General features: G+C 72.4%; 12 protein-coding genes. 2 read left to right on the top strand and 10 right to left on the bottom strand.

Going from position 1 to position 12,876, the window contains the following annotated elements:
• The 8 genes from AC54T2_RS07255 to AC54T2_RS07220 form a co-directional block, all read right to left on the bottom strand.
• The gene (locus tag AC54T2_RS07255) at nucleotides 1–2,451 is read right to left on the bottom strand and encodes an NADH-quinone oxidoreductase subunit G (protein ID WP_496665867.1); all 2,451 of its coding nucleotides are present in this window, start codon (nucleotides 2,449–2,451) and stop codon (nucleotides 1–3) included.
• A complete protein-coding gene (gene nuoF, locus AC54T2_RS07250) occupies nucleotides 2,448–3,758 on the bottom strand; it encodes an NADH-quinone oxidoreductase subunit NuoF (RefSeq protein ID WP_186340174.1) in 1,311 nt (436 codons plus the stop codon). Before nuoF ends, AC54T2_RS07255 begins: the two co-directional genes overlap by 4 nt.
• On the bottom strand, nucleotides 3,755–4,432 hold the full coding sequence (gene nuoE, locus AC54T2_RS07245) for an NADH-quinone oxidoreductase subunit NuoE (RefSeq protein ID WP_186340173.1): 678 nt from the start codon (nucleotides 4,430–4,432) through the stop codon (nucleotides 3,755–3,757). Before nuoE ends, nuoF begins: the two co-directional genes overlap by 4 nt.
• A complete protein-coding gene (locus tag AC54T2_RS07240) occupies nucleotides 4,429–5,769 on the bottom strand; it encodes an NADH-quinone oxidoreductase subunit D (protein ID WP_186340172.1) in 1,341 nt (446 codons plus the stop codon). Before AC54T2_RS07240 ends, nuoE begins: the two co-directional genes overlap by 4 nt.
• The gene (locus AC54T2_RS07235) at nucleotides 5,769–6,620 is read right to left on the bottom strand and encodes an NADH-quinone oxidoreductase subunit C (protein ID WP_186340171.1); all 852 of its coding nucleotides are present in this window, start codon (nucleotides 6,618–6,620) and stop codon (nucleotides 5,769–5,771) included. The genes AC54T2_RS07240 and AC54T2_RS07235 overlap by 1 nt, the downstream gene beginning before the upstream one ends.
• Complete coding sequence (locus tag AC54T2_RS07230; RefSeq protein ID WP_186340170.1) at nucleotides 6,617–7,171, bottom strand: NuoB/complex I 20 kDa subunit family protein; 555 nt, start codon at nucleotides 7,169–7,171, stop codon at nucleotides 6,617–6,619. The genes AC54T2_RS07235 and AC54T2_RS07230 overlap by 4 nt, the downstream gene beginning before the upstream one ends.
• Before the next feature lies 1 nt (nucleotide 7,172).
• The gene (locus tag AC54T2_RS07225; protein WP_186340169.1) at nucleotides 7,173–7,532 is read right to left on the bottom strand and encodes an NADH-quinone oxidoreductase subunit A; all 360 of its coding nucleotides are present in this window, start codon (nucleotides 7,530–7,532) and stop codon (nucleotides 7,173–7,175) included.
• Nucleotides 7,533–7,710: 178 nt separating this feature from the next.
• Entirely contained in the window at nucleotides 7,711–8,400 is a 690-nt protein-coding gene (locus AC54T2_RS07220) for a demethylmenaquinone methyltransferase (protein ID WP_496665866.1), read from the bottom strand.
• Nucleotides 8,401–8,514: 114 nt separating this feature from the next.
• On the opposite strand from AC54T2_RS07220, the gene AC54T2_RS07215 reads away from it, so the two are divergent.
• Nucleotides 8,515–9,570, top strand: a complete 1,056-nt coding sequence (locus AC54T2_RS07215) for a L,D-transpeptidase family protein (RefSeq protein WP_496665865.1) — start codon at nucleotides 8,515–8,517, stop codon at nucleotides 9,568–9,570.
• Nucleotides 9,571–9,594: 24 nt separating this feature from the next.
• Here AC54T2_RS07215 and AC54T2_RS07210 read toward each other — a convergent pair whose 3' ends face one another.
• Nucleotides 9,595–10,782 carry an AMP-binding protein gene (locus tag AC54T2_RS07210; RefSeq protein ID WP_496665864.1) on the bottom strand — a complete coding sequence of 396 codons (1,188 nt, stop codon included), beginning with the start codon at nucleotides 10,780–10,782 and terminating at the stop codon, nucleotides 9,595–9,597.
• A gap of 119 nt (nucleotides 10,783–10,901) precedes the next feature.
• On the opposite strand from AC54T2_RS07210, the gene AC54T2_RS07205 reads away from it, so the two are divergent.
• A complete protein-coding gene (locus tag AC54T2_RS07205) occupies nucleotides 10,902–12,149 on the top strand; it encodes an isochorismate synthase (protein WP_186340166.1) in 1,248 nt (415 codons plus the stop codon).
• Nucleotides 12,150–12,168: 19 nt separating this feature from the next.
• On the opposite strand, the gene AC54T2_RS07200 is transcribed toward AC54T2_RS07205, so the two are convergent.
• Nucleotides 12,169–12,804 carry an MBL fold metallo-hydrolase gene (locus AC54T2_RS07200; protein WP_186340165.1) on the bottom strand — a complete coding sequence of 212 codons (636 nt, stop codon included), beginning with the start codon at nucleotides 12,802–12,804 and terminating at the stop codon, nucleotides 12,169–12,171.
• Nucleotides 12,805–12,876: the final 72 nt, after the last annotated feature.

Raw genomic sequence — 12,876 nt, 5'->3', positions numbered from 1 at the left:
TCATCGTGAGGCTCCCTTCAGGGTGACCGGGCTGCCGGGCGAGGCGAGCTCGGCGAGGACGCCGCGGCCGAAGGACCGGGCCGGGACCCAGACCACGCCGTCGGGCAGGTCGGCGACCTCGACGGGCAGCGTCACGCTGCCCCGGTCGCCGGTGACGGTGACGAGCTGCTCGCCGCCGGGCTGGGCCTCGAGCATGCCGAGCACCGACTCGTAGGACGCACGGCTCACGCGGGCCACGGGCCTGCGGGCGGTGGCGCGCAGGTGCTCCTCGCCGTCCTGCAGCGAGCCGAGGTCGATGAGCTGCTTCCAGGTCGCGAGCGCGAACGAGGTCTCGCCCTTGCGGACCGGCTTGGCCGGACGCGGGGCCTTGCCGGCCTCCAGCGCCGGGCGGGCGCCGTCCCACGGACCGAGGGACTGCATCTCCTCGCGCACCTCGCCCACCGTGCGGAAGCCGAGCGGACGCCCCTGCCCGAGCGCGGCGAGCTCGTCGGCGATGCCGGACAGGACGCGCAGGTCGGGGAGGGAGGAGGGATTGGCGAAGACCGCGTCGAAGGCGCGGGCCCGGCCGTCCCACGTCACGAAGGTGCCGGCCTTGTCGGTGACCGGCGCCACCGGCAGGACGACGTCGGCGACGCGGGTCACGTCGGTCTCGCGGAGCTCGAGGCTGACCACGAAGCCGGCGGCGTCGAGCGCGGCGCGGAACGCGGCCGGGTCGGCCGTGTCGTCGGGGTCGACGCCCGCGACGACGAGGCCACCGAGCTCGCCCTTGGCGAGGGCCGCCACGATCGCGTTGCCGTCACGTCCGGCCTTGACGGGCAGTGCGTCCACGCCCCAGGCGGCACCCACGTCGACGCGGGCGGACGCCTCGGCGACGGGACGACCGCCGGGCAGCAGGTGGGGCAGGGCGCCCGCCTCGACCGCTCCGCGGTCGCCGGCGCGGCGCGGCACCCAGGCGATCCGCGCGCCGGTGCCGGCGGCGAGCTCGGCGGCGGCGGCGAGAGCGCCGTGGGTCTGGGCGAGCCGCTCGCCGACGAGGATCACGGCGTCGTTGGTGATGCCGTGCTCGGCGTCCTTGAGCGAGCCGATCACCTCGGCCTCGGTGCCGGGCGCGGCCGGCACGAGCCGGCCGTTCATCTTGGCCAGGCCGCGGGAGGTGTAGGGCGCGACGGACACGACCTGGGTGCGCCCACGCTTCGCCGCCTTGCGCAGCCGCAGGAAGATGGCCGCGGCCTCGTCCTCGGGCTCGAGGCCGAGCAGCACCACGACGGGTGCGGCCTCGAGGTCGGCGTAGGTGACGTCACCGGCCAGCGCGACGTGGGAGGCCAGGAAGGCGGCCTCCTCGGCGCTGTGCGGGCGGGCCCGGAAGTCGATGTCGTTGGTGCCGAGCGAGACGCGCGCGAACTTGGCGTAGGCGTAGGCGTCCTCGGCGGTCAGCCGGCCACCGGTGAGCACGGCGGCGGCGCCGGCGTCACGCAGGCCGCGCGCGGCGACGGCGAACGCCTCGGGCCACGAGGCCGGACGCAGCTCGCCGTTGTCGCGGACCTGCGGGTAGGTGATCCGGTCGGGGAGCTGGGTGTAGCGGAAGGCGAACCGGTCCTTGTCGCTGATCCACTCCTCGTTGACCTCGGGGTCGTTGCCGGCCAGGCGGCGCATCACCTTGCCGCGGCGGTGGTCGATGCGGATCGCGGAGCCGCAGGCGTCGTGCTCGGCGACGCCGGGCACGGAGACCAGGTCGAACGGGCGCGAGCGGAAGCGGTAGTCGGCCGAGGTGAGCGCGCCGACCGGGCAGATCTGGATCGCGTTGCCGGAGAAGTAGCTCTCGAAGGGCTCGCGCTCGTAGATCGCGACCTGCTGGAGCGCACCGCGCTCGGCGAGGGCGATGAACGGGTCGCCGGCGATCTGCTCGGAGAAGCGGGTGCAGCGCGCGCACAGCACGCAGCGCTCGCGGTCGAGCAGCACCTGGGCGGAGATGTTGATCGGCTTGGGGAACGTGCGCTTGATCCCACCGTGCTCGGAGAACCGGCTCTCACCGCGGCCGTTGCTCATCGCCTGGTTCTGCAGGGGGCACTCGCCGCCCTTGTCGCACACCGGGCAGTCGAGCGGGTGGTTGATCAGCAGGAACTCCATGATCCCCTGCTGCGCCTTGTCGGCCACCTCGCTGGTCGCCTGGGTGTTGACGACCATGCCGTCGGCCACCGGCAGCGTGCACGAGGCCTGCGGCTTGGGGAATCCCCGGCCGTTGCCGGCGTCGGGGATGTCGACCAGGCACTGGCGGCACGCGCCGACCGGGTCGAGCAGCGGGTGGTCGCAGAAGCGCGGGATCTGCACGCCGACCTGCTCGGCGGCGCGGATGACGAGCGTGTCCTTGGGGACGCTGACCTGGACGCCGTCGATGGTCAGGGTGACCAGGTCGGTGTCGATCTTCTCCGGCGCCTTGTCGGTCGTGCTCATGCGGGTGCTCCCACCGGTGCGAAGGCGGTCGAGGCGGCCGGGTCGAACGGGCAGCCGCCGTGGGTCAGGTGCGCGAGGTACTCGTCGCGGAAGTGCTGGATCGAGCTCGAGATGGGGCTCGTGGCACCGTCACCGAGGGCGCAGAACGCGCGGCCGAGGATGTTGTCGCACTGGTCGAGGAGCAGGTCGAGGTCGTCCTCGCTGCCCTGCCCGTTCTCCAGCCTGGCCATCGTCTGGGTCAGCCACCACGTGCCCTCGCGACACGGGGTGCACTTGCCGCACGACTCGTGCTTGTAGAACTCGGTCCACCGCAGCACCGCACGCACCACGCAGGTGGTCTCGTCGAAGAGCTGCAGGGCGCGGGTGCCCAGCATGGAGCCGGCGGCGCCGACGGCCTCGAAGTCCAGCGGCACGTCGAGGTGCTCGGGCGTCAGCAGCGGGGTGCTGGAGCCGCCGGGCGTCCAGAACTTGAGCTCGTGGCCCTCGCGCATGCCGCCGGCCAGGTCGATCAGCTCGCGCAGGGTGATGCCGAGCGGCGCCTCGTACTGACCGGGGTTGGTGACGTGGCCCGAGAGGCTGAAGATGCCGAAGCCGTTGGACTTCTCGGTGCCCATCCCGGCGAACCAGGCGGCGCCGTTGGCGATGATGCTCGGCACGGAGGCGATCGACTCGACGTTGTTGATGACCGTCGGGCTGGCGTAGAGGCCGGCGACGGCCGGGAACGGCGGGCGCAGCCGCGGCTGGCCGCGGCGGCCCTCGAGGCCCTCGAGCAGCGCCGTCTCCTCGCCGCAGATGTAGGCGCCGGCACCGGCGTGCACGATGAGGTCGAGGTCGTAGCCCGAGCCGTGGATGTTCTTGCCGAGGTGGCCGGCCAGGTAGGCCTCCTGCACCGCGCGCTGGAGGCGGCGGATGACGTGGAGGACCTCACCGCGCACGTAGATGAACGCGGTGTGGGCGCGGATCGCGTAGGAGCTGATGATGACGCCCTCGACCAGCGTGTGGGGGCTGGCCATCATGAGCGGGATGTCCTTGCAGGTGCCCGGCTCGGACTCGTCGGCGTTGACCACGAGGTACTTGGGCCGGGGGTTGTCCTGCGGGATGAAGCCCCACTTCATGCCGGTCGGGAAGCCGGCGCCGCCGCGACCGCGGAGGCCGGACTCCTTGACGGCGTTGATCACGTCGTCGGGCGACATCGCGAACGCCTTGTCGACGGCCGCGTAGCCACCGTGCTCCTCGTAGGACGCCAGGGTCCAGGCGCGCTCGGCGTCCCAGTTGGCGGTGAGGACGGGGGTCAGTGTGTCCGTCACTTGCTCTCTCCCTCCGGAGCCGTCCAGCCCTTCTCACGGGCGATCGCGAGCCCGGCCAGCGAGGCGGGGCCGGCGGCCGGCCCCTCGTCGGCGCGGTCGTCGGGGAAGCCGGCGAGCACCCGCTCGGCCTCGCGCCACGTGCACAGGCGCGGGCCGCGGGTGGAGCGGACCTCCTTGCCGGCACGCAGGTCGTCGACGACCTCCACGGCCGACTCCGGCGTCTGGTTGTCCATGAACTCCCAGTTGACCATCATCACCGGGGCGTAGTCGCACGCGGCGTTGCACTCGACGTGCTCGAGGGTGATCTTGCCGTCCTCGGTGGTCTCGTCGTTGCCGACGTCGAGGTGCTCCTTGAGCCGCTCGAAGATCAGGTCGCCGCCCATCACCGCGCACAGCGTGTTGGTGCACACGCCGACGTGGTAGTCGCCTACCGGCTTGCGCTTGTACATCGTGTAGAAGGTCGCCACGCCGTTGACCTCGGCGGCGCTGATGCCGAGCACCTCGGCGCAGGCCTCGATGCCCTCGGGCGTGACCCGGCCCTCGACCGACTGCACGAGGTGCAGCATCGGCAGCAGGCCCGAGCGCTTCTCGGGGTAGCGGTCCGCGATCTCGCGCAGCTCGGCCCAGGTCTTCTCGTCGAGGCCAGGGCGCTCGAGGCTGTGGTCGGCGCTCATCGGTCGACTCCTCCCATCACGGGGTCGATGGAGGCGATGGCGACGATGACGTCGGCGACCATGCCGCCCTCGCTCATCACGCTCGTCGCCTGCAGGTTGGTGAACGACGGGTCGCGGAAGTGGGCGCGGAAGGGCCGCGTGCCGCCGTCGGAGACGACGTGGGCGCCCAGCTCGCCCCGGGGCGACTCGATCGGGACGTAGGCCTGTCCGGCCGGGACCCGGAAGCCCTCGGTGACCAGCTTGAAGTGGTGGATCAGGGCCTCCATCGACTCGCCCATGATGTGGCGGATGTGGTCGAGGCTGTTGCCCATGCCGTCGCTGCCGATGGCGAGCTGGCTGGGCCACGCGATCTTCTTGTCGCCCACCATCACGGGCGCGCCCTCGAGACCGGCGAGGCGGTCGGCGCACTGCTCGACGATCTTGAGCGACTCCCACATCTCGTTGAGCCGGATGCGGAAGCGGCCGTAGGAGTCGGCGGTGTCCCAGGTCTGGACCTCGAAGTCGTAGTCCTCGTAGCCGCAGTAGGGCTGGGTCTTGCGGAGGTCCCAGGCGTAGCCGGTCGAGCGCAGCACCGGGCCGGTGAGCCCCAGCGCCAGGCAGCCGGCGAGGTCGAGGTGCCCGACACCCTCCAGGCGGCCCTTGAAGATCGGGTTGGCGTTGCACAGCGCGGCGTACTCGGGCAGCCGCTTCCTCATCAGCGCGATGAAGTCGCGGATCTCGTCGAGCGCACCGGGCGGCAGGTCCTGCGCGACGCCGCCGGGGCGGATGAACGCGTGGTTCATCCGCAGGCCGGTGATCAGCTCGAACAGGTCGAGCACCAGCTCGCGCTCGCGGAAGCCGATGGTCATGACCGTCAGCGCGCCCAGCTCCATGCCGCCGGTGGCGATCGCGACGAGGTGGGAGGAGAGCCGGTTGAGCTCCATCAGGAGCACGCGCATGACCTGCGCCTTCTCCGGGATCTGGTCCTCGATGTCGAGCAGCCGCTCCACGCCCAGGACGTAGGTCGCCTCGTTGTAGAACGGGGAGAGGTAGTCCATGCGGGTGCAGTAGGTGACGCCCTGCACCCAGGAGCGGTACTCCATGTTCTTCTCGATGCCGGTGTGGAGGTAGCCGATGCCGCACCGGGCCTCGGTGACCGTCTCCCCCTCGAGCTCGAGGATGAGCCGGAGCACGCCGTGGGTCGAGGGGTGCTGCGGACCCATGTTGACCACGACCCGCTCGTCGGCGGACTCGCTGATGCTCTGGGTGATCGAGTCCCAGTCCTGGCCGGTGACGGTGAAGACGCGGCCCTGGCTGGTCTCGCCCGGGGTGGCGTAGAGGTCGTTGTCGGTAGCCATCAGTTGTAGCTCCTGCGCTGGTCGGGCGGAGGGATGGACCCGCCCTTGTACTCGACGGGGATGCCGCCGAGGGGGTAGTCCTTGCGCTGCGGGTGGCCCGGCCAGTCGTCCGGCATGAGCACCCGGGTCAGAGCGGGGTGACCGTCGAAGATCATCCCGAACATGTCGTAGGTCTCGCGCTCGTGCCAGTCGAGCGTCGGGTAGATGCTCACCAGGCTCGGCACGTGCGGGTCGCTGTCGGGCGCCGTGACCTCGACCCGGATCAGCCGGTTGTGGGTCATCGACGTCAGGTGGTAGACCGCGTGGAGCTCGCGCCCCGTGTCGTCGGGGTAGTGGACCCCGCTGACGCCGGAGCAGAACTCGAAGCGGAGAGCCTCGTCGTCGCGGAGCATCTGCGCCACGAAGGGCAGGTCCTCGCGCCGGACGTGGAAGGTGATCTCGCCGCGGTGCACCACGACGCTCTCGATGGCCGAGGTGAGCCCGGCGGCCTCGAGGCGCTCCTCGAGCGCGTCGGCCACCTCGTCGAACCAGCCGCCGTAGGGCCTCGGGGACGCCTCGGGGAAGCGGATCGCCTTGACCAGGCCGCCGTAGCCGGACGTGTCGCCGGTGCCGGTGACACCGAACATGCCGTGGCGCACGCCGACCGCGTGCATCTCACCCGTCGGCGCCGGCACGTTCTCCGGCGACTGCTCGGGCGCGCGCTGCTCGACGCCGGTGCCGGTGCCGGTCTGGGCCTTGGCGTTCTCGAGGTTGCGCTCCTCGGCCGGACGCGCCGCCTCGTTGGAGTCGGTCTTGTCGTCGGACTCGTCGGCGGCCTTGCCGGCGGCCTTCTCGTCGGGCTTCTCGGTCATCGCAGCAGCCCCTTCATCTCCGAGGTCGGCAGCGCGCGCAGGGCGTCGGTCTCGAGTGCGGCGACCTCCTCGCGGCGGTTGGCGCCGAGCTTGGTGTGCTGGACCTGGTCGTGCAGCTTGAGGATCGCGTCGATCAGCATCTCCGGGCGCGGCGGGCACCCGGGCAGGTACATGTCGACGGGGACCACGTGGTCGACGCCCTGCACGATCGCGTAGTTGTTGAACATGCCGCCGGACGAGGCGCACACGCCCATCGCGAGCACCCACTTGGGCTCGGGCATCTGGTCGTAGATCTGGCGCAGGACGGGTGCCATCTTCTGGCTCACCCGGCCGGCGACGATCATCAGGTCGGCCTGGCGCGGGCTGGCCCGGAAGACCTCCATGCCGAAGCGGGCGAGGTCGTACTTGGGGCCGCCGGTGGTCATCATCTCGATGGCGCAGCAGGCCAGGCCGAAGGTGGCCGGCCAGAACGACGCCTTGCGCATGTAGCCCGCGACGCCCTCGACGGTGGTGAGCAGGACGCCGCTCGGCAGCTTCTCCTCGAGTCCCATGTCAGTCCCAATCCAGTCCGCCGCGGCGCCACACGTAGGCGTAGGCCACGAACACAGTGCCGATGAAGAGGACCATCTCGACGAGGCCGAAGAGGGCCATCTGGTCGAAGTGGACGGCCCACGGGTAGAGGAAGATGATCTCGATGTCGAAGACGATGAAGAGCATCGCGGTGATGAAGTACTTGACCGGGATCCTGCCGCCACCCACGGGCTGCGGCGTCGGTTCGATGCCGCACTCGTAGGAGTCGAGCTTGGCCCGGTTGTATCGCTTGGGACCCACGACGGCGCTCATGATCACGGAGAAGACCGCGAAGCCCGCCGCGATGAGTGCCAGCGCCAGGATCGGCGTGTAGAGCTCCATCGCTTCCCTTCCGGTGGACCAGCACCACGCCCATCTGGGGCACGTGACCTTGTGAACGGCTTCACGAGTGGCGCGACCCACAGTCTAGGACTCGTGCGCCGGATGCGTCACCCCGGGGTCGCACCTCCGAACCCGCCCCTGACCTGCGGATTTAGGTGACGGGGCCGTGCCCTAATTCTCAGGCGGTTGCGCGGTGCAGCGCGACGATGCCACCGGTGAGGTTGCGCCACTCCGGACGCTGCCACCCGGCCTCGGCGAGCATCGCCGCGAGCCCCTCCTGGTCGGGCCAGGCGAGGATCGACTCGGCGAGGTAGACATAGGCGTCGGACGCGCTCGCGGTGAGCGCCGCGATGCGCGGCAGGGCCCGCATGAAGCCGTCGAGGTAGGCGGCCCGGAAGGCCGCGTTGGTCGGGGTGCTGAACTCGCACACCACGAGTCGCCCGCCGGGCCGGGTGACCCGCAGCATCTCCTTCAGTCCCGCGACCGGGTCGACGAAGTTGCGCAGGCCGTAGGAGATCGTCACCGCGTCGAAGGTGTCGTCCAGGAACGGCAGCCGCGTGCCGTCGCCGGCGACGAACGGGAGGGTGGGCCGGTCCCTCTTGCCCTGCTGCAGCATGCCGACGGAGAAGTCGCACGGCACCGCGGTGGCCCCGTGGGCCCCGAACGGCTCGCTCGAGCAGCCGGTGCCGGCCGCCAGGTCGAGCACCAGGTCGCCGCGCTGCGGCGCCACGGCCGCCACCATCGACCGGCGCCAGGACCGCTGGATCCCGGCCGTCATCAGGTCGTTGGTGAGGTCGTAGCGCTTGGCCACGGTGTCGAACATGCGACGTACGTCGGTCGGTTGCTTGTCCAGGTCAGCGCGGGCCACGCGGCGAGCGTAGGCGTCCCGGCCCCGGGAGGCGAGGTGGGGGTGTCGGGGCACCTCCCTATGATCGTGAGTGTCGATGATCGAGGGGGTCATCGGCTCCGGGGGAGGATCCACATGTCACGCCGTCGCTCGTTCGCGCTCGCCCTGGCGCTGCTGTGCGCGCTGAGCGGTCTCTCCGCCGTCGGCGCGTCCACCGCGGCGTCCGCGGCGGAGCCCGGCTCCACCTCCGCGTCCACCTCCGCGTCCACCTCCGCGTCCACCTCCGCGTCCACCTCTCCGGCCCGCGCGTTCACCCCGATGCGGCTCGGTGACCGCGGGTGGCGCGTGCGCGTGCTGCAGAGCCGCCTGCACCAGCTCGACCTGCACTCCGAGGTCGTGACAAGCCGCTTCGACCGCGAGACGCGCGACGGGGTCGCGACCTTCCAGCGCCGCCGCGACTGGCGGGACGACGGGGTGGTCGACGAGCGCACCTGGCGCGCGATCGTGGCCCGCACGACCGAGCCGACCACCGAGGCGCTGCACAACGTCTACACGCCCGGGCCGCCGCTGCTCCAGCACGGCGACACCGGCCTCCGGGTGCGCCAGGTGCAGGCCCGGCTCAAGCAGCTGCGCTGGTACGACGGCCCGGTGACCGGCCGCTACGGCCGCACCACCGTCGAGGCGGTCGAGGGGTTCCAGGCCAAGCGCCGGATCCCGGTGACCGGACAGGTCGACCGCCGCACCCTCTCCCGGCTGACCGCGATGACCCGGCCGCCGACGCGGGCCGAGCTCTTCAACATCGTGCCCACCGGCCCGGCCCTCGATCCGCGCTGCCTCTCGGGCCGCGCGATGTGCGTCGACAAGACGTCGCGGTCGCTGCGCTGGGTCGTCGACGGGGTGGTCCTCAAGAGCGTCGAGGTGCGCTTCGGCTCCGACGAGCTGCCCACGCGCGAGGGGGCGTTCGCGGTGTTCCGCAAGTCGCGCGACCACGTCTCCAGCCTCTACCACACCCCCATGCCGTTCGCGATGTTCTTCTCCGGCGGCCAGGCCGTCCACTACTCCCCCGACTTCGCGGCCAACGGCTACAACGGCGCCTCCCACGGGTGCGTCAACGTGCGCGACCGCGCCGCGGTGGCGTGGCTGTTCGACCACGTCCGGATCGGCGACAAGGTCATCGTCTACCGCTCCTGAGCCGGACCGCGGTCAGGGCCGGGGTCAGGGGCCGGGGGGCCCGGTCAGCGAGAACGCCGGGTCGATGGCCGCGCCCGCGCGTCCGCGCCGGGGCAGGGCCGTCGAGGCGGCCTCCACGGCGGGCGCCGCGGGCGCCGCGACCACGGCGGGCTCGCGCGACAGGTCGAGCCGGACCGAGGGGTGGTGCGCGACGCGACCGATCCGGAAGCCCGACGTCCGCGCCAGCGCGCTGACCGTCCGGTTGACCCGGGCGTCCATGACCAGCACGCGCAGCCGGCCGCCCCACCAGGGCGCGAGCGCGGACGCCTCCGCCGCGAGCCTCCTGTCCCGCGAGCCCAGGCGCGCCTCGGCCACCTGGGCGGACACGGCGTCGAGCACCTCGCGCGGCGTCGCGTGCCAGGGCGACCCGTCGACCGACGCGGCCTCCAGCAGGCCCTCCAGCGCCCGGGCGGTGACGTGGTCGAGCAGCAGGTGGGTCGGCGAGACGTGGGCGAGGGCGCCCTCGAGGTCGGCGGCCGACTCGATCCACGCGAGGGTGCACCCCGCCGTCAGGTGGGCGTCGCGCGCGACCGCGGTGAAGCGGTCGGTCGCCTCGCCGACGAGCAGCACGACGTCGGCGGCGGTCAGGTCCGAGAGCGCGCCGGAGGCCTCGGGCCGGAACAGCCAGGGCAGGCCCTTGTCCCGGGGCAGGCCGAGCACGGGTGCGGAGGAGCTGTCGGCGCGGGCGCCCGCCACCCACCCCAGCAGGTCGGGCTGGCGCTTGCGCCGCTCGAGCCCCATGGCGCGCAGCCGCTCCCACGAGGGTTCGTCGCACTCGAAGAGCTGGGCCCCGTCGAGCGTGGCGCGGCGCAGCAGGGCCAGCCGCCGCTCGTCGTCGACCACGACCAGACGGACCTGGACGCCGTCGAGGAGGTGGCGCACGCCCTCGGGGTCCAGGCGCTCGGGCAGGAGCAGCGGCACGGCCCCGGCCACGCGGGTGGCGAGCTCGATCTCGAGCTGGCGGATGCCCGTCGGCACGCGGATCACGACCACCTGGCCGGGGTCGACGCCGGCCTCGATCATGCCGGCGGCGCCGTCGATGGCCCGCCGGTAGAGCTCGTTCCAGGTCAGCGAGGTCCACGCGCCGTCTCGCAGCTCGGCGACGGCGACCTCCAGCGCGCGGTTGCGCGCGTGGCGCTCCAACCGTGCGAGAGGAGATTCGTGGGCAGGCACCTGCGGGCTCCTAGGTGAGACGGCTACCGGGGCAACGTAGGTGACCCACGCCTCTCCTGTTCGCCGTTTGGCCGATCTGTCGTCCTCGTCCTCCGTGCCGCGGCGTAGGCTCCCCCCTCGTGACGACCCCCGCGTCCGGCCCCGGACCTGCTGCGCCGCTCGTCGTGCGCACCGTCCCCGTGGACCTGGCCGACCTCCCCCTCCTCGACCTGCTGCCGCGCGACGAGCCGGTCAGCTGGCTGCGCCGCGGCGAGGGCCTGGTCGGTTGGGGCGTCGCCGCCCGCCTGGAGACCTCGGGGCCGACCCGCTTCAGCGACGCGGTCAAGTGGTGGGCCGAGACCGTGGCGCGCGCCGACGTCGACGACCGCGTCGCCGAGCCGGGCACCGGGCTGGTGTGCTTCGGCGCCTTCGCGTTCGCCGACGAGCCGGGCGACTCCGTGCTGGTGATCCCGCAGGTCGTCGTCGGCCGTCGCGGCGACCGCACCTGGCTCACCACCGTCTCCGTGGAGGCGCCCGACCTGGCCCCGGCACCCGCCCCCGAGCCGCCGGTCGGACTGGTGTTCTCCGACGGCGCCCGCAACGGCGAGGAGTGGATGTCGGTCGTGGCCGACGCGGTGCGGCGCATCACCGACGGCGACCTGGAGAAGGTGGTCCTGGCGCGCGACCTGATCGCCACCACCGACGAGCCGGTCGACGTCCGCTGGCCGCTCCACCGCCTCGCCGCGCAGTACGAGATGTGCTGGACCTTCCACGTCGACGGCCTGTTCGGCGCGACCCCCGAGATGCTGGTGCGGCGCGAGCGCGGCCTGGTGACCTCCCGGGTGCTGGCCGGCACGATCCGCCGCACCGGCGACGACGAGCGCGACCTCGCCCTGGCCGCCACCTTGGCCCGGTCGTCGAAGGACCTCGAGGAGCACGAGTACGCCGTGCGCTCGGTGGCCGACGCCCTCGAGCCGCACTGCTCGTCGATGAACGTGCCGGAGGCGCCGTTCGTGCTCCACCTGCCCAACGTCATGCACCTGGCCACCGACGTCAACGGCGTCGTCCACGACGCCGCCACGTCGCTCCAGCTCGCCGAGTCGCTGCACCCGTCGGCGGCCGTGGGCGGCACCCCGACCGCGGTGGCGACGCGCCTGATCACCGAGATCGAGGGGATGCCGCGCGACCGCTACGCCGGCCCGGTCGGCTGGATGGACGCCTCCGGCGACGGCGAGTGGGGCATCGCGCTGCGCTCGGCGATGGTGGTCGAGGGCGGCGTGCGGCTCTTCGCCGGCTGCGGCATCGTGGCGAGCTCCGACCCCGAGGCCGAGCTGGCCGAGTCGCAGGCGAAGTTCGTGCCGGTGCGCGACGCGCTCGGCGCCGGCTGAGCGCTCGGGACTGCTCCGGTCAGAGGTCCTGACCCGGCTCGCGGCGCACGTAGGCCTGCGAGTCGGGCAGCAGGTTGCCCATGTGCGTGGCGACGAAGTCGAGGCCGATGTCGCTGTAGATGCGGTCGTGGATGGCCAGCGAGGTCGGCGCGCCGACCTCCCGCACGAAGTCGACGGCCTCGCTCAGCTTGAGCCACGGCGCGCTCACCGGGGCGAGCAGCACGTCGACGGCCCGGCCCGGCGGGGTGAGCGCGTCGCCCGGGTGGTAGACGCTCGACCCGCCGGACTCCAGGACGTAGCCGGAGTTGTCGAAGCGGTCGTAGTCGGGGTGGATGACCGCGTGCTTCTCGCCCACGACCTCCACCGCCGTGCCGGCGACCTCGAGGCGGTCGCCGGGCCGCACGACCGTCACCCGCTCGGCGACCTCGGGCGCCTGCTCGCGCAGCGCCCGCTCCACGGCGGCGATCGTCCAGACGGGCACGTCGATCCCGCGGAGGTGGTCGGGGTGCACGTGGTCGGCGTGCTCGTGGGTGATCAGCACGGCGTCCGCGCCCACGAGCGCCTCCGGGTCGGTGAACACCCCCGGATCGATGACGACGACGCCGCCGTCGCCCTGCACCCGCACGCAGGCGTGACCGAACTTCGTGATCCTCATGGGCCGACCCTACGTCCGCCGCCGGCACGGCGAATCGCCGAACTGGCGGGACACGAGGTTAGGGTGGGGCAG

The sequence above is a fragment of the Nocardioides sp. Z35_8 genome, assembly GCF_059621125.1.
Note: the sequence above shows the minus strand (reverse complement) of the source record. Positions and strands in the feature narration are given on the sequence as shown.

Excerpts from the sequence above, each read along its gene's own strand:
- AC54T2_RS07215 (WP_496665865.1), top strand. The coding sequence starts at position 8,515 with ATGTCACGCCGTCGCTCGTTCGCGCTCGCCCTGGCGCTGCTGTGCGCG.
- AC54T2_RS07240 (WP_186340172.1), bottom strand. The coding sequence starts at position 5,769 with ATGGCTACCGACAACGACCTCTACGCCACCCCGGGCGAGACCAGCCAG.
- AC54T2_RS07200 (WP_186340165.1), bottom strand. The coding sequence starts at position 12,804 with ATGAGGATCACGAAGTTCGGTCACGCCTGCGTGCGGGTGCAGGGCGAC.
- AC54T2_RS07225 (WP_186340169.1), bottom strand. The coding sequence starts at position 7,532 with ATGGAGCTCTACACGCCGATCCTGGCGCTGGCACTCATCGCGGCGGGC.
- AC54T2_RS07255 (WP_496665867.1), bottom strand. The coding sequence starts at position 2,451 with ATGAGCACGACCGACAAGGCGCCGGAGAAGATCGACACCGACCTGGTC.
- nuoE (WP_186340173.1), bottom strand. The coding sequence starts at position 4,432 with ATGAGCGCCGACCACAGCCTCGAGCGCCCTGGCCTCGACGAGAAGACC.
- AC54T2_RS07235 (WP_186340171.1), bottom strand. The coding sequence starts at position 6,620 with ATGACCGAGAAGCCCGACGAGAAGGCCGCCGGCAAGGCCGCCGACGAG.
- AC54T2_RS07230 (WP_186340170.1), bottom strand. The coding sequence starts at position 7,171 with ATGGGACTCGAGGAGAAGCTGCCGAGCGGCGTCCTGCTCACCACCGTC.